This is a genomic window from Phyllobacterium sp. MT110 (assembly GCF_058792715.1).
Genome location: NZ_JBXAFE010000002.1, coordinates 441299 through 461992, shown reverse-complemented (window position 1 = coordinate 461992; position 20694 = coordinate 441299). Strand labels below are relative to the sequence as shown.

Annotated in this window: 23 protein-coding genes and 1 tRNA gene; 4 read left to right on the top strand and 20 right to left on the bottom strand. The window is 59.8% G+C overall.

Translation table 11 applies throughout. The annotated features are described in order from the left end of the window. Positions 1–62 precede the first annotated feature (62 nt). The 7 genes from AC1Q5O_RS13835 to AC1Q5O_RS13805 all read right to left on the bottom strand — a co-directional run bounded on the left by AC1Q5O_RS13835 (position 63) and on the right by AC1Q5O_RS13805 (position 7864). Complete coding sequence (locus tag AC1Q5O_RS13835) at positions 63–812, bottom strand: ABC transporter ATP-binding protein (RefSeq protein ID WP_223613737.1); 750 nt, start codon at positions 810–812, stop codon at positions 63–65. Further along, a complete protein-coding gene (locus tag AC1Q5O_RS13830) occupies positions 812–2086 on the bottom strand; it encodes an ATP-binding cassette domain-containing protein (protein WP_492563676.1) in 1275 nt (424 codons plus the stop codon). The genes AC1Q5O_RS13835 and AC1Q5O_RS13830 overlap by 1 nt, the downstream gene beginning before the upstream one ends. Beyond that, complete coding sequence (livM, locus tag AC1Q5O_RS13825; protein WP_464661672.1) at positions 2086–3510, bottom strand: high-affinity branched-chain amino acid ABC transporter permease LivM; 1425 nt, start codon at positions 3508–3510, stop codon at positions 2086–2088. The genes AC1Q5O_RS13830 and livM overlap by 1 nt, the downstream gene beginning before the upstream one ends. A gap of 4 nt (positions 3511–3514) precedes the next feature. Then, entirely contained in the window at positions 3515–4423 is a 909-nt protein-coding gene (locus AC1Q5O_RS13820; RefSeq protein ID WP_105734358.1) for a branched-chain amino acid ABC transporter permease, read from the bottom strand. Between the two features lie 269 nt (positions 4424–4692). Next, the gene (locus AC1Q5O_RS13815) at positions 4693–5694 is read right to left on the bottom strand and encodes a 4-hydroxyproline epimerase (protein WP_492563675.1); all 1002 of its coding nucleotides are present in this window, start codon (positions 5692–5694) and stop codon (positions 4693–4695) included. Between the two features lie 13 nt (positions 5695–5707). Next, a complete protein-coding gene (locus AC1Q5O_RS13810) occupies positions 5708–6961 on the bottom strand; it encodes an NAD(P)/FAD-dependent oxidoreductase (RefSeq protein ID WP_492563674.1) in 1254 nt (417 codons plus the stop codon). A gap of 9 nt (positions 6962–6970) precedes the next feature. Beyond that, positions 6971–7864: a dihydrodipicolinate synthase family protein gene (locus tag AC1Q5O_RS13805; protein ID WP_346307699.1), complete on the bottom strand. Its 894-nt coding sequence runs from the start codon at positions 7862–7864 to the stop codon at positions 6971–6973. Between the two features lie 81 nt (positions 7865–7945). Here AC1Q5O_RS13805 and AC1Q5O_RS13800 point away from each other — a divergent pair, with 81 nt between their 5' ends. Beyond that, entirely contained in the window at positions 7946–8599 is a 654-nt protein-coding gene (locus tag AC1Q5O_RS13800; protein ID WP_346307700.1) for a GntR family transcriptional regulator, read from the top strand. A gap of 71 nt (positions 8600–8670) precedes the next feature. Here the strand turns inward: AC1Q5O_RS13800 and AC1Q5O_RS13795 are convergent, their stop codons facing one another. Then, positions 8671–10167 carry a CoA-acylating methylmalonate-semialdehyde dehydrogenase gene (locus AC1Q5O_RS13795; RefSeq protein WP_223613744.1) on the bottom strand — a complete coding sequence of 499 codons (1497 nt, stop codon included), beginning with the start codon at positions 10165–10167 and terminating at the stop codon, positions 8671–8673. Between the two features lie 132 nt (positions 10168–10299). On the opposite strand from AC1Q5O_RS13795, the gene AC1Q5O_RS13790 reads away from it, so the two are divergent. Together AC1Q5O_RS13790 and AC1Q5O_RS13785 are read left to right on the top strand one after the other, a co-directional pair. After that, on the top strand, positions 10300–11181 hold the full coding sequence (locus AC1Q5O_RS13790) for a LysR family transcriptional regulator (RefSeq protein WP_288192953.1): 882 nt from the start codon (positions 10300–10302) through the stop codon (positions 11179–11181). Between the two features lie 115 nt (positions 11182–11296). After that, positions 11297–11677, top strand: coding sequence for a DUF3011 domain-containing protein (locus AC1Q5O_RS13785; RefSeq protein ID WP_223613746.1), 381 nt, complete (start codon positions 11297–11299; stop codon positions 11675–11677). 55 nt (positions 11678–11732) lie between these two features. Here the strand turns inward: AC1Q5O_RS13785 and rlmH are convergent, their stop codons facing one another. From rlmH to rplU, 9 genes are all read right to left on the bottom strand, one after another. Beyond that, positions 11733–12215 carry a 23S rRNA (pseudouridine(1915)-N(3))-methyltransferase RlmH gene (rlmH, locus tag AC1Q5O_RS13780; RefSeq protein ID WP_492563670.1) on the bottom strand — a complete coding sequence of 161 codons (483 nt, stop codon included), beginning with the start codon at positions 12213–12215 and terminating at the stop codon, positions 11733–11735. 168 nt (positions 12216–12383) lie between these two features. Beyond that, on the bottom strand, positions 12384–12767 hold the full coding sequence (rsfS, locus tag AC1Q5O_RS13775) for a ribosome silencing factor (RefSeq protein ID WP_223613748.1): 384 nt from the start codon (positions 12765–12767) through the stop codon (positions 12384–12386). A 149-nt stretch (positions 12768–12916) separates the two neighbouring features. Next, on the bottom strand, positions 12917–13513 hold the full coding sequence (locus tag AC1Q5O_RS13770) for a nicotinate-nucleotide adenylyltransferase (protein ID WP_492563948.1): 597 nt from the start codon (positions 13511–13513) through the stop codon (positions 12917–12919). Positions 13514–13569: 56 nt separating this feature from the next. After that, positions 13570–14853, bottom strand: a complete 1284-nt coding sequence (locus AC1Q5O_RS13765; protein ID WP_492563668.1) for a glutamate-5-semialdehyde dehydrogenase — start codon at positions 14851–14853, stop codon at positions 13570–13572. A 3-nt stretch (positions 14854–14856) separates the two neighbouring features. Further along, a complete protein-coding gene (gene proB / locus AC1Q5O_RS13760; RefSeq protein WP_472462298.1) occupies positions 14857–16023 on the bottom strand; it encodes a glutamate 5-kinase in 1167 nt (388 codons plus the stop codon). A 7-nt stretch (positions 16024–16030) separates the two neighbouring features. Next, positions 16031–17065 (bottom strand): GTPase ObgE, encoded by a 1035-nt coding sequence (obgE, locus tag AC1Q5O_RS13755; protein ID WP_492563667.1) that lies wholly within the window; start codon positions 17063–17065, stop codon positions 16031–16033. 95 nt (positions 17066–17160) lie between these two features. Further along, on the bottom strand, positions 17161–17784 hold the full coding sequence (locus tag AC1Q5O_RS13750; RefSeq protein ID WP_223613752.1) for a GNAT family N-acetyltransferase: 624 nt from the start codon (positions 17782–17784) through the stop codon (positions 17161–17163). Positions 17785–17903: 119 nt separating this feature from the next. After that, entirely contained in the window at positions 17904–18176 is a 273-nt protein-coding gene (gene rpmA, locus AC1Q5O_RS13745; protein WP_223613753.1) for a 50S ribosomal protein L27, read from the bottom strand. Positions 18177–18200: 24 nt separating this feature from the next. After that, a complete protein-coding gene (rplU, locus tag AC1Q5O_RS13740; RefSeq protein ID WP_223613754.1) occupies positions 18201–18680 on the bottom strand; it encodes a 50S ribosomal protein L21 in 480 nt (159 codons plus the stop codon). Positions 18681–19032: 352 nt separating this feature from the next. Between rplU and AC1Q5O_RS13735 the strand changes: the two genes are divergently transcribed. Further along, positions 19033–19122, top strand: a tRNA-Ser gene (locus AC1Q5O_RS13735). Positions 19123–19208: 86 nt separating this feature from the next. On the opposite strand, the gene AC1Q5O_RS13730 is transcribed toward AC1Q5O_RS13735, so the two are convergent. The 3 genes from AC1Q5O_RS13730 to AC1Q5O_RS13720 form a co-directional block, all read right to left on the bottom strand. After that, on the bottom strand, positions 19209–20000 hold the full coding sequence (locus tag AC1Q5O_RS13730; protein ID WP_492563663.1) for a head GIN domain-containing protein: 792 nt from the start codon (positions 19998–20000) through the stop codon (positions 19209–19211). Positions 20001–20088: 88 nt separating this feature from the next. Continuing rightward, entirely contained in the window at positions 20089–20241 is a 153-nt protein-coding gene (locus AC1Q5O_RS13725; protein ID WP_492563661.1) for a hypothetical protein, read from the bottom strand. Between the two features lie 3 nt (positions 20242–20244). Next, on the bottom strand, positions 20245–20616 hold the full coding sequence (locus AC1Q5O_RS13720) for a hypothetical protein (RefSeq protein ID WP_472462294.1): 372 nt from the start codon (positions 20614–20616) through the stop codon (positions 20245–20247). Between the last annotated feature and the right edge of the window lie 78 nt (positions 20617–20694).

The following is a 20694-nucleotide window of genomic DNA, read 5'->3' as shown; positions in this document are numbered from 1 at the left end:
GGCAGTATTCCCCTTGCAGCACCGGATTTTCCAGACCCGCTGGAAAGCCGGCCCTATTTTTGTCAGTGACGTCCGCCCTCAAGATAGGCCGCGCGCACTTCCGGATTGGCGAGAAGATCCTTGCTCGATCCGCTCATCGTCACGATACCATTGACCATCACATAGCCGCGATCCGCCAGTTTCAGCGCGCCGAAGGCATTCTGTTCAACCAGAAACACCGTCAGGCCCGTGGACTTGTTCAGTTCCTTGATCGCCTCGAAAATGTGCTTGATGATCAACGGAGCAAGACCCAGCGACGGCTCATCCAGAAGCAGCAGGCGCGGACGCGCCATCAATGCGCGGCCGATGGCCAGCATTTGCTGCTCACCGCCCGACAGGGTACCGCCGCGCTGGTTGATGCGTTCCTTCAGGCGCGGAAACAGGTCGAAAACCTTGCGCACGTCCTCGTCATAAAACTCCAGATTGTCGAGGCTGGCGCCCATCTGCAGGTTTTCCTGCACAGTCATACGCGGGAATATCCGGCGGCCTTCCGGCGACTGGGCGATGCGCAGGCGCGCGATCTCATGGGTCGGCAATTGCGTGATGTCCTGGCCAGCAAACATCACCCGGCCCTTGCGGGCCCGAGGCATGCCGAAAATGGTCATCATCAGCGTCGACTTGCCGGCGCCGTTGGCGCCGATCAGCGTGACGATTTCACCGGCATCCGCATGGACGCTGACGCCGCTGAGCGCGCGGATATTGCCGTAATAGGTCTCAACGTTCTCGACGCTGAGAAGGGCCCCGGTCCTCGGAAGAGTTTGTGTTTCCGACATTACTTCGCCCCTCCGGTCTTCTTCGCAGCCGGTTTGCCCTGGCTCTCTTTCGCCAGCTTTTTGGCCTGGCCGATCCAGTCTTCGCGCGCGATGCGCCCGTCAAACGCCAGATAGGCTTCGGCGGCGATCACATCGGCCTTCTTCCAGGCCGCGATCTGGTCGAAATGGAAAATGCCATGTTCGTTGAGCCGGCGCTCGTTGACCGGGCCAATCCCCTTGATCAGGGTCAGGTTGTCGGGCGTGCCGCCGCGCGGTGCGGCGAGCGCATTGGCGGTCGCTCCCGCCTTGATTGCCGGACCGGCGGGCTTTGCCGCAGCTTCGGCCGTTGCAGCCGCCAGCGCTTCCGGGTGCGTCTCGGTGATTTCCTGGATGGCCTCCGTGGATAAAAGATCAACGGCCGCAGTGATATCATCATTGCCGGTCGCCACGACGTGCTCGATCAGTTCGACCACCTCTTCGTCCTCGACACCGAGGTAGGCGGCAATGACCTTCGGGTCATTCTTCACGCTCGCCGGCGTTCCGTCGGAAATCTTGGTGCCGTATTCGAGTACAACAACGTGATCGGAGATTTCCATTACCACGGACATGTCATGCTCGATCAGGATGATCGACGTTCCTGTTTCATCGCGGATGCTGAGCAACAGCTGGTTCAGCTCCGCCGATTCACGCGCGTTGAGACCGGCGGCGGGTTCGTCCAGGCAGAGAAGCTCCGGATCGGTGCACATGGCGCGGGCGATCTCGAGACGCCGCTGGGCGCCATAGGGCAGATCGCCTGCCGGGTCGTCGGCACGGTCGATGAGGTTGATCTTCTGCAGCCAGAAACGGGCTTTCTCGATCGCGTCGGCGGCGGCCTTCTTGTAAGTGGGAAAGCCGAGAAGACCGAGGATCGTATAACCCGACGACAGCATCAGGGGATTGTGCTGGGCAACCAGCAGGTTCTCCAGAACGGTCAGCCCAGAGAACAGCCGGATGTTCTGGAACGTGCGTGCCACTTTCGCCTTCTTGGTGATGACGAAGTCGGCCATGCGCTCCAGAAGATATTCCTCGCCATTCTGGCGGGTCATGGTCAGCATGCCTTCGGTCGGCTTGTAGAATCCGGTGATGCAATTGAACACCGTGGTCTTGCCTGCACCGTTCGGGCCGATCAGGGCGGTGATATCCCCGCGCTTGGCTTCGAAGTTCAGGTCGTTGATGGCGATAAGCCCGCCAAACTTCATCGAGAGATGTTCAACGCGCAGCACGGCGCTGGGATTGTTACGCACTTCCGAAACCATCAGCCGTGCCCTTCTTTCGTAAACTCGCTGGAGATCATCTTGCGCTCGTGCAGGAAGGCACTCGGTTCCCGGTTACCGACAAATCCGCGCGGCTTCCACACCATGACGACAATCATGGCGAGACCGAACAGCAGCATACGATAGAGTTCCGGCGTAAAATCGTTGCCGAAGATCAGCTTGAGGAATTCCAGTTCGCGCAGGAGTTCCGTGCCGCCGATCATCACCGCCGCGGCGATGGCGATACCGATGAGCGATCCCATGCCGCCGAGCACGACGATGGCAAGAATGATCGCCGATTCGAGGAACACGAAGGATTCAGGACTGACGAACCCTTGGCGGGCAGCGAAGAATGACCCGGCAAACCCGCCGAACATCGCGCCGGTGGCAAAAGCCGTCAGCTTGGTGGTCGTCGTGTTGATGCCGAGGGACCGGCAGGCGATCTCGTCCTCGCGCAACGCTTCCCAGGCGCGGCCGATCGGCATGCGGCGCAGGCGGATCGTCACCCAGGCGGTCAGGAGAGCAAGGAACAGAATGAGATAATAGAGGAAAATCTTGTAGTAGACGCCGGAGTTCGGCAGGCCGAACATGGCGGCAAAACCGGTGGGGCCTGGCGTGAAGGGAATGCCGAACATGGTGGCCTTGGCAATACCGGAGATACCGAATGTACCCTTGGTCACAACGGTCCAGTTGATCAGCACAAGACGGATGATCTCACCAAAGGCCAACGTGACAATGGCAAGATAGTCACCCCGCAGCCGCAGCACCGGAAAGCCGAGCACAATGCCCCACGTGGCGGCAAAGATACCGGCCATCGGCAGGAGCAGCCAGAAGGACAGGCCGAAATGCGCGGAGAGCAGGGCGTAGGAATAGGCGCCGACCGCGTAGAAGGCGACATACCCAAGATCGAGCAGGCCAGCGAGACCCACGACGATGTTCAGACCCCATGCCAGCATGACGTAGATCAGGATCTGGATACCGAAATTGTCGACATATTTGAGCGAGCCCTGCACACCGCTCTGGAACGACCATTGTCCGGTCACCGCGAACTGAATCAGCGCCAGGATCAGGATGACGACGAAGGGGTAGGTGAAAAGCAGGGCAAGGCCAAACCGCGACACCGTCGCCTTGAGCGAGCGGCGGTCAATCTTGGCAGCCGCTGGCACCTTGCTTTTGGCCAGCTTCGCCTGTTCCCGCGACGGCGTAATGAACGCTGCGAAGATGAAGCGCCCAATGGCAGCCACGGCCACGAAGATCGCCAGCAAGCCCCAGCGCTGGGCGAGAACCAGTTCATTGTTGATGTTCTGGTCGGTGCGGAAACCAATGACAAGGAAGAACAGGCCGAACGCGATGATTCCGGCAATCACCGCTTCCCTGACGGCTTTCACGTAGACGGAATCCTGTCCTGAAGATTGGATATCAGCCATAAGCTCAGACCTTTTCGACTTCGGGCCGACCAAGAATGCCGGAGGGCAGGAAGATCAGGACGATTGCAAGGATCGAAAATGCAGCCACATCCTTGTAATCGATGGAGAAATAGGCAGACCACAACGCTTCGATCAGCCCGATCAGCAGGCCGCCGACCACCGCACCGGGCAATGAGCCGATACCGCCGAGCACCGCGGCCGTAAACGCCTTGACGCCGGGTGTGAAACCATCGGTGAAGGAGATGACACCGTAGAACATGAGGTAGAGCGTTCCGGCGACCGCAGCGAGCATGGCGCCCATGACGAAGGTCATGGAAATCGTCTTGTCCACGTCGATACCGAGGAGTGCGGCCATCTTGCGGTCCTGCTCGCAGGAACGCTGGGCCCGCCCGAGCGTGGTCCGGTTGACCAGATACCAGAATGCGGCAAGCAGGATCGCGGTGACGATAACGATCACCATCTGCTTGTAGGCGATGGTGATGCCCGTGCCGTAGATTGTCACACCGCCATTGACGAGCGGCGGGATCGGCTTGTTGCGCGGGCCCTGTGTGACCTGCACGAAATTGGACAGCGCGATCGACATGCCGATCGCCGTGATCAACGGCGCGAGGCGGAACGATCCGCGTAGCGGCCGGTAGGCAAGACGCTCGATTGTCCAGCTCCACAACCCTGTCAGCAGCATGGCGACAAGCATCATAAGGAGCAGCGCCAGCACAACAGGGACGCCGCCGATAAACGTGGTTAAAGCAAGAAAAACGATCATCGCCATGAACGCGCCAAGCATGAAAACGTCGCCATGGGCGAAGTTGATCATGCCGATGATCCCGTAGACCATCGTATAGCCGATTGCGATCAGTCCGTAGATTGAACCGAGTGTCAGACCGTTGATCGATTGCTGGATGAAGTACTCCATCGCAACGATACCCCTCATTTTCATTGGGAAGTTTCTTATCCGGTTTTTTTATCCGGTTCCCGTTTACCCCAACCTCTTTACACGTAACGTCTGCGTTAAAGAAAGCAACAGCTTTTTTAGCACAAACAGCGGCATCACATTTGCTTGCATACTCCGTGCGAAATTTTTCACCAAATTTTCGTCATTTGTTGACGAAATTTACAGCAAATGCCTCTGATTTAACTGAATTACCTATCCCCGCCTTATTGTCGGAACGGGCCGGGCAAGGCTCACTTGACCACAAAGCCGTGAGCGAAGGGATCGCGGTCATCGATAAAGATCGTGCTGTAACCGGTCATCCGCGCCCACCCCGCGACCGAGGGTATTATTGCATCGCGATCGCCGACATGGGTGGCCGATTCCACCCGGCCATGAAACAGCGAGCCGATGATCGATTCATGCACGAAGTCGTCTCCAGGCTTCAATTTCCCCTTTGCCGTCAGTTGCGCCATGCGGGCCGATGTACCCGTGCCGCAGGGGGAGCGGTCAATCGCCTTGTCACCGTAGAACACGGCATTGCGCGCATGCGCTTCCGGCCTGGTCGGCGCCCCGGTCCACAGGATATGGCTGAGTGTGTTGATATCGGGCTTTTCCGGGTGCTGGAACGTATATCTCTCGTTCAGACGCTCGCGCAAAACCGGGCTCCAGCCGATAAGATCGAGCGCCCGGTAATCCGCCATATCCCGGAAGTTCTTCTGCGGATCGACGATTGCATAGAAATTGCCGCCATAGGCAACATCCACATGCAGTGTCCCGAGGTCCGGACATTCCACTTCCAGCCCTTCCGCATAGAGAAAGGCCGGAACGTTGGTGATGCGCACGCTGGTGACATACTGGCCTTCCTGCGTGTATTCGGCGACCACCAGACCGGCCGGGGTATCCAGCCTCAATATGCCTGGAGTCTTCGGGGTAATCAGGCCGTGTTCGATCGCCATCGTCACCGTGCCGATGGTGCCGTGGCCGCACATGGGCAGACAGCCCGACGTCTCGATGAACAGCACCGCCACATCGCAATCCTCGCGGGTCGGCGGATAGAGAATGGAACCGGACATCATGTCGTGGCCGCGCGGCTCGAACATCAGACCGGTACGGATCCAGTCGAATTCGCGCAGGAAATGCGCGCGTTTTTCCATCATGGTCGAGCCGGTGAGATTTGGCCCTCCCCCTGCCACGAGACGTACCGGGTTACCACAGGTGTGACCGTCGACACAGAAGAAGGAATGACGCGCCATGATGTACAGGGTCCTAAAAGCGTTGCGGATTAAAGGGATCGATCGGGATCGACGGCCGCCGGCCCTCGATGAGATCGCAGATCAGTCGTCCCGTGGCGGCGGACTGGGTCAAGCCCAGATGCCCGTGACCAAAGGCATAGAGAACATTTTTGCTTTGCCTGGAATAGCCGATAACCGGCAGGGAATCGGGCATCGACGGACGATATCCCATCCATTGCCGGCCGCCGGATACATCAAGATCCGGCAGGAAGGTCTTGGCTTTCTGCAGCATGACGTCCGAGCGCTTGTAATTGGGGGGCAAGTCGAGACCGCCCAGTTCGACGGCTCCGCCAACGCGCACGCCGGTTTCGAGCGGCGTTACGACGAATCCGTGACCGGAGAAAATCAACTGGCGTTTCAGATCAAAGGCCCCGACAGGCAATGTGGTGTTGTAGCCGCGCTCCGTATCCAGCGGAATATGGTCTCCGAGATGCCGCGCCAGCCGGTGTGACCAGGCTCCGGCCGCAATGATGAGCTTGCCTGTTACGACCGTCCGCCCATCGGCAAGCGTGACTGTACCACCCGTATCGTCCGCGCTGACGGAAACGACGTCTGCACGCTCGAAGCGGGCGCCCAGTTTTTCCGCATGGGCCCATAGCCCTTTGCCGACATGTTTGGGATCGCTGACTGTCTTCCATCCCGGAACGAACGTTCCGGCGACAAAGCGCCGTGCCAGACCTGGCTGGCATGCGGCCAGCGCTTCGCCGCGCAAATGTTCGAAGGCGATGCCCGCCCTCTCCCGTGCCGCCCAGCCGGGCAGACAGAGATTGAGCTCATGCTCGCTCTCGTAAAGCTCAAGCGAACCATCCTCGCGCACCATATGGCGGATACCGGCGCGCTGCATCAGATCCAGCATTGCCGGCTCGGCGAGGCGCATCATCGCGCCCTGCGCCACCATGGTGCGTTCCAGCACGTCCGGCCGGCTGGCGCGCCAGAACCGGTAGAGCCATGGCGCCAGCCTGGGAAGGTAGGACGGCCGGATGGTGAACGGCCCGAGCGGGTCCATCAGCCAGCCCGGAACCTTGGCCATGACCCCTTTCGAGGCCATCGGCAATATGTCGGAAAAAGCCAGGGCCCCGGCATTGCCGGAGCTCGTCCCTTCGCAGATGCCCTGGTGATCGATCACCAGAACCCTGCGCCCGGCTTCGCCCAGAAAAGCCGCGATGGCAACGCCGATGATACCGGCGCCGACAATGACAATATCGTGCTTTTCCGGAGCGGCGCTCATGGCGCAGCCTCAGAGAACAGGCAGCTTCGGCCGCGACGCCATGGCATCCCTGACGATCTTGTCGACAGCCGCCCGGCGCGCACCGCGCAAAGGCTGGCGCGGCAGACGAACGCGATCATTGGTTCCGATTTCATGGACTTCCGCCAGCTTGATGTTCTGCACAAGATAGGTGGAGACATCGAGGTCAAGCAAGGGGCGGAACCAGCGATAGATATCCAGTGCCTCGGCATAGCGGCCGGCACCGACGAGCTTGTAGATCGCAACGGTCTCTTTCGGGAAGGCCGTGACCAGCCCGGCGACCCAGCCGATGGCGCCTGCAGTCAGCGCTTCGAAAGCGAGGTTGTCGACGCCGGTGAAGAGGTCGTAACGCTTGCCGAACGTATTGATGATATCGGTGGTGCGGCGCACGTCGTCGGAGGATTCCTTGATCGCCACGAAGTGCTTATCGGACGCAAGTTCCGCCAGGATTTCGCTGGTCACATCGACGCGATAGGCAATGCGGTTCGAATAGATCATCACGGGCAGATCGCCGGCAGCTGCAACGGCTTTCAGGGTGGTGACCGTTTCTTCCGGGTCCGTATGATAGATCGGGCTTGGAACCAGCATGAGGCCGTCCGCGCCGGCCTTGGCTGCCTGCTTGGCAAGCGCGGCGCCATCGCGGGTTGCCGCTTCATTGATGGTGAGAAGCACCGGCTTGCCCTTGGCAACACCCTGTGCCGTTTTCAGCACCGCGAGTTTTTCCTCGTGGCTGAGCATCGGGCCTTCGCCGAGCGAACCTGCAACAATCAAACCATCGCAACCCGCATCCATCAGGAGCGAGAAGCAACGTTCCATTTCCTTGTGATCGAGTTTATCATCTTCAGTGAATTTGGTTGTAACCGCAGGGAAAACGCCTGACCACATGTCTCTTCTCCTTCTTGATATATCAGAAATATATCTATAGGACGTGTGGCTGTCAATTGCCTTGAACAGAAAGTTTATCTGATGGATCAAACCGCAGTCCACACCATGGCCCAGACGGGCGAAAGTCTCGCTGAACTGGCCTATCGCCAGATCGAAGAGATGATCGTCACGCTGAAGCTTGAGCCTGGCGCGGTCGTCAACGAGCGCACCCTCACCGATGTGACCAATATGGGCCGCACGCCGGTGCGCGAAGCGGTGCAGAAGCTGGCCTGGGAAGGCTTGATGGAAATTCGCCCCCGCTCGGGCATTGCCATTGCCGCGCTCAATCCGCAGGACTTTACCAAGGTTCTCGATGCGCGCGAGGGTGTCGAGCGGGTTCTTGCACGCGATGCGGCGCTCTACGGCGCATCGCTACACCATGAAAGACTGAAAGCGGCATCCGATGCAATGATGGCTGCACGCTCCGGCAACGATGTGATCAGCTTTCTCAACGCCGACAAGATTTTCGATACGGTGCTCGGACAGGCGGCGGAAAACCCCTATGCGGCCCGTCTGGCGTCCCCGCTGCAAACCCATAGCCGCCGGTTCTGGTTCCGCCTGCAGCGGCCCGGCAGCCTCGAACAATCCGCCGGGGCGCACACGGCGCTGATCAAGGCGATCATCGCCCGCGAACCGGACAAGGCCGCCGACGAGGCGACCCGGCTGATCGGCTATCTCCGGACAATGGCCCCGTAAACCGGGTTCGGCCCAAAAGAAAATCGCCGCCCGGTGCGGAACCGGACGGCGATTTCAAAACTCAAAGCGATTTACTTCATCGTCGGAATGACGAACTCAGCCCCGTCCTTGACGCCCGACGGCCAGCGCGACGTGACGGTCTTGGTCTTGGTGTAGAAGCGGAATGCATCCGGGCCATGCTGGTTCAGATCGCCGAAGCCGGACCCCTTCCAGCCGCCGAAGGTGTAATAGGCGATCGGAACCGGAATTGGCACATTGATACCGACCATGCCGACCTGAACGCGCGAGGCAAAATCCCGGGCAGCATCGCCGTCACGGGTGAAGATCGCAACGCCATTTCCGTATTCGTGTTCATTCGGCAGACGGATCGCATCCTCATAGGTGTCGGCACGGACAATGCCCAGAACCGGACCAAAAATTTCTTCCTTGTAGATGCGCATGTCAGGCGTGACATGATCGAACAGGCAGCCGCCCATGTAGAAGCCGTTCTCATAGCCCTGCATCTTGAAGCCGCGGCCATCGACGACGAGCTTCGCACCTTCCTGGATGCCCAGATCGACATAGCCTTTGATGCGATCCAGCGCCTGCCGGGTCACAACCGGGCCGTAATCCGCCGACGCATCGGTGGAGGGGCCGACCTTCAGGCTTTCAACCCGGGGGATCAGGCGCTCGACGAGACGATCCGCGGTATCCTTGCCGACGGGAACGGCAACGGAGATCGCCATGCAGCGCTCGCCCGCTGAACCGTAACCGGCACCGATGAGGGCATCAACCGTCTGGTCCATGTCCGCATCGGGCATGATGATCATGTGGTTCTTGGCACCGCCGAAGCACTGGGCACGCTTGCCGTTGGCCGTGGCGCGCGAATAGATGTACTGGGCAATCGGCGTCGAGCCGACAAAGCCGACAGCCTTGATATCCGGATCATCCAGAATGGTGTCGACAGCTTCCTTGTCGCCATTGACGACGTTGAAGATGCCCGCCGGCAAACCGGCCTCGATGAAGAGTTCGGCCAGACGCATCGGCACGCCCGGATCGCGTTCGGAAGGCTTCAGAATGAAGGCATTGCCCGATGCAATCGCCGGACCGGCCTTCCACAGCGGGATCATCGCCGGGAAATTGAATGGGGTGATGCCGGCAACGACGCCGAGCGGCTGGCGCATGGAATAAACATCGATGCCCGTGCCGGCATTGTCGGTGAACTCGCCCTTGAGCATGTGGGCTGAGCCGAGGCAAACCTCGACCACTTCCAGACCGCGCTGGATATCGCCCTTGGCATCGGGAATGGTCTTGCCATGCTCGCGCGCCAGAAGTTCGGCAAGCGAGTCGTATTCGGCTTCGACAAGATCAAGGAACTTGCGCAACACGCGCGCACGGCGCTGCGGGTTGGTTGCGGCCCATGCCGGCTGAGCCGCCTTGGCATTGGCAATGGCAGCGCGCACTTCATTGGGGGTTGCCAGCGCCACGCGGCCCTGAACGGTGCCGTCCATGGGCTGGAAAATTTCGGTCGTGCGACCGCTTGTTCCGGCGACATGCTTGCCACCGATAAAATGTCCGACTTCACGCATTGCGAGCAACCTCCCTGGGATTGACTGAATTTCGTTGCCCCATCATCGCGCTTCAAATTTTTTATTGCAAGCCGAGCGAAAGCGTATCCGTTGTGCAAAAATTGAAGTACGAATAGCGCAGGAGGTCAAACGATGAGCTGGGACGATGTGCGGATTTTTCTGGCTGTCGCGCGTTCGGGTCAAATACTCGGCGCGGCCAAACGGCTTGGCGTCAACCATGCGACGGTGGCGCGCCGTCTCACCGCGCTGGAGAATGACATCAACACCAAGCTGCTGACCCGCCGCACCAACGGCTGCGAGCTGACCCATGCCGGTGAAGAATTCCTCCTGTCGGCTGAGCGCATGGAAGCGGAAATGCTGTCGATCCGCTCCTCGCTTGGCGATGCCGATGTGTCCATTTCCGGATCGGTGCGCATTGGCGCGCCGGATGGCTTCGGTGTCTCCTTCCTCGCGCCGCGTCTTGCCACCCTCACCGCCCGCTATCCCGATCTCAAGATCCAGCTTGTTCCGGTTCCCCGTTCTTTCTCGCTGTCGCGGCGCGAGGCTGACATAGCCATTACGGTCGACCGGCCCGATCAGGGCCGCCTCGTGGCGAAAAAGCTCGTCGACTACACGCTCTGCCTCTATGCCAGCCGGTCCTATCTGGCTGCGCACCCGGCACCCCGCAGTATCGAAGATCTTGCGGCGCACCGGCTGGTCGGTTATGTCGATGATCTGGTCATCAGCCCTTCGCTGAATTATGCGCCTGAAATCACCCGCGAATGGCGCCCCGCTTTCGAGATTTCCAGTGCCATCGGGCAGGTGGAAGCGGTCAAGGCCGGGGCGGGCATCGGCATTCTGCATACATTCATCGCACGGGAATATCCCGACCTTGTGCCGGTCCTGCCGGAACGGACGATTCACCGGTCCTATTGGCTTGCCTACCACGAATCCGTACGCACCCTGCGCCGCATCACGGCGGTCTCCAGCTTCATCTCCGATCTCGTGAACAGCGAGACTGGACGATTCACCTGACAAAGCATAACAGGCAGCGGTAGAAATGTGATTGACGAGCACGGAACAAACACCACAATTGCGCCTTGAACACATGCGCTTTCAGCGTGTGTTGACATCATATCGGAGAGGGAAAATGTACCGATATATACTAGCTTTGGCTGTGACCCTGGGGGGTATGCAGTTCGTAACGGTTCCAGCCGCACAGGCGCAGGAACGGCCCATCAGATGCGAATCACGCAGCTTCCGCTACAATGAGTGCGAGACCGACATGCGCCGGCCGCGGATCATCCGGCAGCTTTCGGGTTCAGCCTGCATTCCCGGCCAGAGCTGGGGCTTCAGCCGCGGCACCATCTGGGTGGACAAGGGCTGCTCAGCGGTCTTTGCCGACAGTGCCGAGCGTCCGCGCTGGCGGGATCAGAATGATCGCCCGCGTTGGCGGGATGATCGCTATCCTCGCCGCGACTACCGGCGTGAATACCGCGATGACCGTTACTACCAGCCGGACGATTATTGATCGGCATTACGGGCCTCGTTTTTCGCCATCTCCGGCCGGAGGTGGCGAAAACACTTCACACCCGGTGATACGGGTGCCCGGAAAGGATCGTGGTCGCGCGGTAGAGCTGTTCTGCCACGAGAATCCGGACAATCTGATGCGGCCAGGTCATGGCGCCGAGCGCTAGCACAAGATCGGCACGCTTCCTTAAATCCGCATCGTGGCCGTCGGGCCCGCCTATCGCCAGGAGCAGCTGGCGTTTACCGTCATCGCGAAACCGGGCGATTGCATTGGCGAAGTCTTCCGATGGCATGGTCTTGCCGCGCTCATCGAGAAGAACGAGCACACCGCCCTGATCCAGCACTTCCAGCACCTTGGCGGACTCTTCCTGTTTGCGCAGGTCCGGCTGCTGGGCGCGGCTTTCGGTGATTTCGGTAACGGAGTTGAATTCGAGGCCAAGCGGCGAACCGGTTTTCTTCAACCGGTCGAAATAGCGGTCTGCCAGTTCCCGTTCGGGGCCAGATTTCATCCGGCCCACGGCAAAAACGGTGATACGCATGGCACGTCCAGTCCTTTATCACTTGGCGCGAAGAATAACTCTCCGGCGCATGACCGGTCCATATCCAGTAAGCCGCCCGAAGCACCCCGCTGGCGTTATGCCGGGATGCCCCGATCCGTCAGAACTTTCTCACACCAGGCTCCGTGTGCCGTAACGGCACACCTTGCTCTAATGTACGGTTTCCCCGTCAAGTTCGGGAGCCTGCCACATCTTTTCAATGTTGTAGAACTCGCGCACTTCAGGACGGAAAATATGGATGATGATATCGCCCGTGTCGATCAGCACCCAGTCACCGCTGGAAAGACCTTCAACCTTCGCATTGTTTCCGTGACCGCTTTCCTTCAGCGCACGCAGGAGCTGATCAGCCACCGCCGTTACGTGACGGTGCGAACGGCCCGATGCGATGACCATATGGTCGCCGATGACAGATTTTCCGCGAAGATCGATGGGGACAATTTTTTCAGCCTTGGAGTCATCGAGACTGGCAAGGACCGTCTGGAGGGCAAGAGAAACGGAAGTTGCACCGTTCATCTCCGCCGTTGAAGGTGCCAAGGCATCCTTCTTCTGAATTGCTGTTCTCAGTGTATTTCCTTTCCAATAAGAACAACGCGCCGCAGCCTTTAATCTTGCTGCACGTTATTAAGATAGGCAGAGTCGCATGACACTTTCAAGACGTCGCGACACGGCCTTTGTTCACGTTTTCATTCCTGCCGTTTTACGGCTCCGTTGCGTATCGCCGTCGATGACAGCGATGAACGCGGCCCGTGGATGAAAGTCCATGCCGGCGCGGGTGCCCGTGCCAGCAGCGGGGCGTCATCCTCATCGAAACGGGCATAGTCAAACGTCTTGGCCATGCGCGACGAGAGAAATGCCAAGGTCGAACCCGGACGGTCGATCACGGCGATGGGAAACGTCATGGCAATCTTCTGCCAGCGCTGCCAGCGGTGAAAATCGGCAAGATTGTCCGCTCCCATGATCCAGACAAAATTCACACCCGGATTGCGCGCCTTGATCAAAGCCAGCGTGTCGGCCGTGTAGCGCACATTATAGGCTGCTTCGAACGCCGTCACCTTGATGCGCGGATCATGCACCTGCTGCTCGCACAATTTCAGCCGTTCCGCCAGAGGAGCCAGATGGCGCGTGTCCTTCAGCGGATTGCCCGGCGTGACAATCCACCAGAGCTGGTTGAGCTGCAGCCGGCGCAGCGAGATTTCCGCCACCAGCGCGTGGCCCGCATGGGGCGGATTGAACGATCCGCCAAACAGCCCGACAGTCATGCCCTTTTCAACGAAAGGCATGCGCAGATGCGCATCGCTCACGCCGGGAAAATCGTGACGTAACGCATCGATGGATGTCACGGGCGGGTCTGGCCATTGCCGCGCACGCGGTATTTGAAGGATGTCAACTGCTCCACACCCACGGGGCCCCGTGCATGCATCTTGCCCGTCGCGATGCCGATTTCCGCACCCATGCCGAATTCACCGCCGTCGGCAAACTGTGTCGAGGCGTTGTGCAGCAGGATGGCAGAGTCGATTTCGTTGAAGAACCGCTCGACCACATGCATGTCCTCGGCAATCACCGCTTCCGTATGGTGGGACGAATAGTGATTGATATGCGCGATCGCGTCGCCAATACCGTCAACCAGCTTCACGGATATGATGGCATCGAGATATTCCGTCGACCAATCTTCCTCCGTCGCCGGTTTTGCCGCGGCAAACAGCTGGACCACTGCGGCATCACCGCGAATTTCGCAGCCTGCTGCCTGCAAATCCTCAAGCAGCGGCAAAAGACGGGCGGGGGCGATCAGCCGGTCGAGCAGCAGTGTCTCGGCCGAACCGCAGACGCCGGTCCGGCGCATCTTGGCATTGACGATAATCCGGCGCGCCATGTCGAGATCGGCGGAGGCGTCGACATAGACGTGGCAGAGCCCTTCCAGATGGGCAAAGACCGGCACACGCGCTTCCGCCTGCACCCGGGCGACGAGACTTTTGCCGCCACGGGGAATAATGACATCGAGATTGCCGTCCAGCCCCTTCAGCATTTCACCGACCGCGGCACGGTCCGTCACCGGGATGAGCTGGATGGCATCCCTGGGCAAACCCGCCGCTTCGAGCCCTTCGGTCAGCGCCGCATGGATGGCGCGGGAGGAATGGGCGGAATCCGACCCGCCGCGCAGGATGACGGCATTGCCCGACTTCAGGCAAAGGGCACCCGCATCGGCTGTTACATTCGGGCGGCTTTCGTAAATCACGCCGATAACACCGAGCGGCGTGCGCACGCGCTCTATGTGCAGGCCGTTGGGACGGTCCCATTCGGCAATGATGTCCCCAACGGGGTCCTTGAGGGCGGCAATGGTGCGGATGCTTTCCGAAATCGCGGCGATACGGCCGGCATCCAGTTTCAGCCGGTCGAGCAGCGAGGCGGCCATACCGGCCTTTTCGCCATCGGCCATATCCTGCCGGTTGGCGTCCAGAATCTCCGGGGCACGGCGATCCACCGCATCCGCCATGGCGATCAGGGCAATCATCTTCTGTTCCGGCGAAGCGATGGACAGCGGCTGGGCAGCGGCACGGGCCTTGCGGCCGATTCCGGCCATCAATTCAGCAACGTCGTCAATCGGTTCGACCCGTCCCAGCATTTCTCACTCCTTCGCAGCACGTTTTGCTGCGCGTACAACCAGATCATCCCGGTGAATCATCGCCGACCGGGCATCATAACCGAGGATCGCGGCAATCTCATTGGTCTTGCGTCCTGCAATCCTTACGGCATCTGCGGCATCATAGGCAATAAGGCCGCGCGCGGCTTCGCGTCCGTCCGGACCGACCACCGCAACCGTATCGCCGCGGGTGAACTGACCGGCAACGTCACGGACACCGGCAGCCAGAAGCGATTTGCCAGATTTGAGCGCCGTAAGCGCACCCTCGTCGATCACCAGCCGCCCGGCCGGCTCGAGATTGCCCGATATCCACGTCTTCCATGCATTCACAGGATTGAGGCTCGGCTTGAACAGCGTCGACCGTTCGCCCGCATCGATGGCACCCAGCGGATGCATGCGCGTGCCGGAGGCAATGATCATCGCCGTGCCCGCCGCATTGGCAATCTTGCCGGCATCAAGCTTGGTCTTCATGCCGCCGCGCGAATATTCCGACGCGGCCGCGCCAGCCATGGCCTCGATGTCAGGGGTGATGGCGTCGACAACCGGCAGGAACTGCGCATCGGGATTCTGATGCGGCGGCGCGGTATAGAGCCCGTCAATGTCGGACAGGAGAATCAGAAGGTCCGCCCCCATCATCGTCGCCACACGCGCAGCAAGGCGGTCATTGTCGCCATAACGGATTTCCGTGGTCGCCACGGTGTCATTCTCATTGATGACGGGCACGGCCTTGAGCCGCAGCAGGGTGCCGACCGTGGCGCGGGCGTTGAGATAACGGCGGCGTTCCTCGGTGTCCGACAGGGTCAAGAGAATTTGACCCGCGCGCAGCTGATGCCCGCCCAGCACCTCGGAATAGGCTTTGGCAAGTTCGATCTGACCCGCCGCAGCCGCAGCCTGGCTTTCCTCCAGCCGCAGCGCGCCCTTCGGCAGTCCAAGCACCGTCCGGCCGAGGGCGATGGCACCGGATGAGACGATCATCACCTCGACGCCTGCCTGCACCAGCTTTGCCACATCGGCACCGAGGCTTTCCAGCCAGTCGCGCTTCAGCCCCTTGGAGCGGTCCACCAGCAATGCCGAACCGATCTTGACCACGATCCGCCGATAGGCGGAAAGCTTGAGGGTGGCGGGAGAAGCGAGCTCGTTCTGCACGGACATGATGCACTCAATATTTGAAGCGGGTATCGACCTCTGCCGGGGCCTCTGACTGGCGCGATTCAAGGATGATCGCAGACAGGGCCCGCAGCACCTGCTCGACACCCTCGCGGCTGACCGAAGACAGCAGCATCGGCTCGCGGCCCGCGGCCTTTTTCAGCGCAGTCACTTTCTTCTTGCGCGCCGCGGCATCCAGCGTGTCGATCTGGCTCAGCGCCACGATCTCCAGCTTGTCGGCGAGCCCATGACCATAGGCTTCAAGCTCGGTGCGCACGGTCTTGTAGGCCTCGGCCACATTCTCTTCCTGTGCCGAAACCAGATGCAGGAGAACCCGTGTGCGCTCGACATGGCCAAGGAACCGGTCGCCGATACCGACGCCCTCATGCGCGCCTTCGATCAATCCCGGAATATCGGCAATGACGAATTCGCGCGCATCGACGCGGGCAACGCCCAGATTCGGATGCAGGGTGGTGAAGGGATAATCGGCGATTTTCGGCTTGGCTGCCGTCACGCTGGCAAGAAATGTCGACTTGCCGGCATTCGGCTTGCCGAGAAGACCGGCATCGGCGATCAGTTTCAGCCGCAGCCACAGATTGCGCTCTTCGCCTTCGAGTCCCGGATTAGCGCGGCGCGGCGCCTGGTTGGTCGATGTCTTGAAGTGCAGATTGCCAAAGCCGCCATTGCCGCCCTTGGCAAGACGGTAGCGCTGGCCCACGGCGGTAAAATCGTAGATCAGGGTTTCATTGTCGTCTTCAAAAATCTGCGTTCCCACGGGAACCTTGAGTACCACGTCGGCACCCTTGCCGCCCGTCATGTTGCGGCCCATGCCGTGCATGCCGGTCTTGGCCTTGAAATGCTGCTGGTAGCGATAGTCGATCAACGTGTTGAGACCGTCCACGGCCTCGGCCCAGACGTCACCGCCGCGCCCGCCATCGCCGCCATCGGGACCGCCGAATTCCAGAAATTTTTCACGGCGGAACGATACCGAGCCGGCACCACCATCGCCGGAGCGGATATAGACTTTCGCCTGATCGAGAAATTTCATGGAAGTTCAGTCCTTTTTGATGTCCCGAGCCATTACAGGAAAATACGCGGGAAGAAAACTGGCCGTCGCAAGAGATCGCGGCGGCCAATTGTAATTTATGCGTTCCAGCTGCGAAGCCCGATCCATGTCCGGCGATCCAGCATATAGCGTTCGACGGGCACATTGCCCGCAGCGAGTGAGTCCATCATGCCGGTATTGGCATACTGGAACCCGCTCTTGTAGAGCACGCGGCGCGAACCGATGTTGGAGACCCGGCACGACGCATGCAGCTTTTCCACCTGCGTGGCGCGGAACACGAGATCCACCAGCGCATGCGCGGTTTCCGTGGCATAGCCCTTGCCCCAGTAAGGTTCGCCCAGCCAATAGCCGATCTCCAGCTCATCCCGGCGAGGCTCGCTCATCCGCAAGTCCTTGCTGCGGCGGTAATTGATGCCGCAGCAGCCGATGAAGGTGCCGGATTGCGCAAGGGTAATCGCGTAGACGCATTTGCCGATCTCGCCCGCATTGGCGCGGCGCACGAAGTCCACCGCATGATCCTGCGTGTAGGGATGGGGCATGCGGGAAAGCATTTCCGCCACACGGGGATTGTCGGCGAGACGGGCAATTGCGTCAACGTCCTCGGTGTGCGGCGCGCGCAGGACCAGGCGTTCGGTCACGAGGACCGGACAGTCTATCAGATCCAGCCTGTCTTCATCGTCTTCCAGTAATTCGGCAACCATTTTGCTATCCTCCAGATGCGAAAAGGGAGATGGGTGAAACCCCATCTCCCCTTTGATCTCTTGGCTTGGATGCCAGTCACCGGGTCCGATGGGGACGCCGGTGCTTCAAGCAGGACCAGCTATTCTGCTGCTTCGGCGATCGGGTTCACGATCGACACGAAACTACGGCCGTTGGCTTTGGTACGGAAAGATACAACACCGGCTTCAAGTGCGAAGAGTGTATGGTCCTTGCCAATGCCAACATTGACGCCCGCATGCCATTTGGTGCCGCGTTGACGAACGAGGATGTTACCGGCAAGCACGCGCTCGCCGCCAAACTTCTTCACGCCAAGACGCTTTGATTCGGAATCACGACCGTTGCGCGACGAACCACCAGCTTTTTTGTGTGCCATGGGATTGCTCCTTTAAACCTGTTCTTACTCGCCCGAAGCGGGCTTTTCGGCCTTGGCAGCAGCCTTCTTCGGCGCAGCTTTGGCTTTCGGGGCGGCTTTCGTCTCGGTTGCTTCCGCAGCGGCAGCTTCCACCTTCGGAGCAGGCTTCTTGTTGACCGGCTTGTCAGCGGCAGTCTTCGAAGGCTTGGCACCACCCGTCAGGATCTCGGCGATCCGGATCGTCGTCAGTTCCTGACGATGACCGCGTGTACGCTTGGAGTTCTGGCGGCGACGCTTCTTGAAAGCGATGACCTTGCGTGCCCGGCCCTGCTCGACGACTTCGGCTGTGACCAGCGCGCCGCCAACGGTCGGAGCACCGATCGTAGCGTCTGCACCGACGCCAACCATCAGAACTTCGGCAAATTCAACGATATCACCGGCATTGCCGGCAACTTTCTCGACCTTCAGAAGGTCATTGGCGGCAACGCGATACTGCTTACCACCGGTCTTGATGACTGCGAACATTTTATGCCCTTTCGGCGTTCGGTTCGGTTTTTTGCCGTTTGAAGGGCGCTAACCGTCTTTTTGTCAGTCGTGACATATTAATCGAAAGATGCCTGCAATCCTTGCGGATCCGGGCATCCGGACTCAAAAACAAACGGCGCGGAGAATCCCCCACGCCAGTCGTCGGGCGCTTATAAGGTGAGGATTATGCGAGAGTCAAGAAATTTAACGCAAAATTGCTCTTGTATCCTTGCGCTTTGCCCGCTATCTAGCGCGTCGCACGCTCAAGCCAAGTCCTTCGGGACATCGCGGCACCGGCAGGGAGAACATCCCGGCTTTATCAGGCGTCTGTCCACGACAGGCGCTTTTACGCGGAGAGGTGGCTGAGTGGTTGAAAGCACCGCACTCGAAATGCGGCATGGGGGCAACTCCATCGGGGGTTCAAATCCCTCCCTCTCCGCCATCACTTTCCTGAAGACGCGTCTCCAGACTTAAGCCCGGTCCGCTTCGCCGGACAGTTCAACCAGATCCACGCAAACGGCGAAATGCCTACCTCTCCCCGAGCGGCGTGACGCGCATCGAACCATGGCCGCGCTGTTCGACCGCCGGCTGGCCGTAATATTCCACCCTGCCGCTGCCGTTCACCGAAATATCCAGCGTGTTCTTTGCCTGGACCAAGGCGCTGCCGCTTCCCGAAATATCCACCTTCGTGGCATCGGTGGCCAGGTCGCCATTGTTATAGGCGCCCGAGCCATCCAGATCGAGTTCCTGCGTCTGCGCCTTGCCGCCAAGGCTGATCTGCCCCGATCCGGTGATCGCGGCAGCGACGTCGCCGGCCGCTATGTTATCCAGCTTTACGCTGCCCGAGCCGGTCACCCGGGGCAGAATCTGCTCAGCGCTCAGCGCGTCGAATTGGATGTCGCCGGAGCCGGACAAATCGATCTTCACCGTGCTGCTTTTGAATGCGCCGGCGCGGATGCTGCCGGAACCGGACAATGTGACCCGGCTGAGGTCCTTGACCGTAATATCGTATGCTACCGTTTTCGACGGCACGATTTCGATCCTGCCCCGGGTGCCAAGCACGAGATCGCCGCCGCGAACACCGATATCCAGCAGGGGGAGGATATTGTCGTCCGTCGTGACGACGAGACTCTCGCCGTCGCCCTGCTTCATCTGGATATTGCCGATACCTTCCAGCGTAATCCCATCGAATGTCTCGATATCGATCGTCTTGGCAATGACATGTCCCGAACCGGCGATCTGCTCTTTCTTGAGAATCTCGAAGGAAACCAGAGCAATGAAAAACAAAACAATCAGAAACATGCCAGACATGCGAGCCATTACGAAGCCTCCATAGGCGCGGCAATATACATCGCACGGATTACGGCAACATGTCCGCAACGCGTCAAGACCGTTTGAAATGTGGGGGCTAACCCGTCGCCCGGAACAGCCCGACAATGCCGCCCAGCAGAGACATTGCCGGATAGAACAAAACCGAACTCACACCGGCAGCGAACACAAGCACCAGAACAAACAATACCGGTGACAGGGAGGCAGATTGCGTGGGGTCCGGCTCAGCCATGCATCATCCCCTGGTTTTGCGCGCCTCGAATTCGACCCTGACTTTCTCCGCCAGTTTCAGCAGCGTATCCTTGCACGACTTGCGGTCCATATCCGTTGGCTGCCTCGGTGACGCGATCAGGCCTTTCAGCCAGCCGCGAACGGTCCGGTCAGCCTCCTCAGGTGAGCGGCCAAGCGCCTTGAGGATCGTCTCGCTGCTTTCAATGGCGGAGTAATGCGGCTCGCGGCCAAGCGCATTCTGGCACTGATAGGATGTGGTCACCAGTTGCTTGACATCCGCCACAAGCGCGGCTTCGCCGCTCCTGCCGCCGGATGGCGTTGTGCAGCCCGCAAGTGCCGCAATCAAAAGTCCCGTTCCGATCACATTGAACCGCATCATATCCCCCATACAGGGTTGCAACGCTATCCATCGAATGCCGGTGTGTCGAGCACTACCTTGAACGCCTATGCGGCG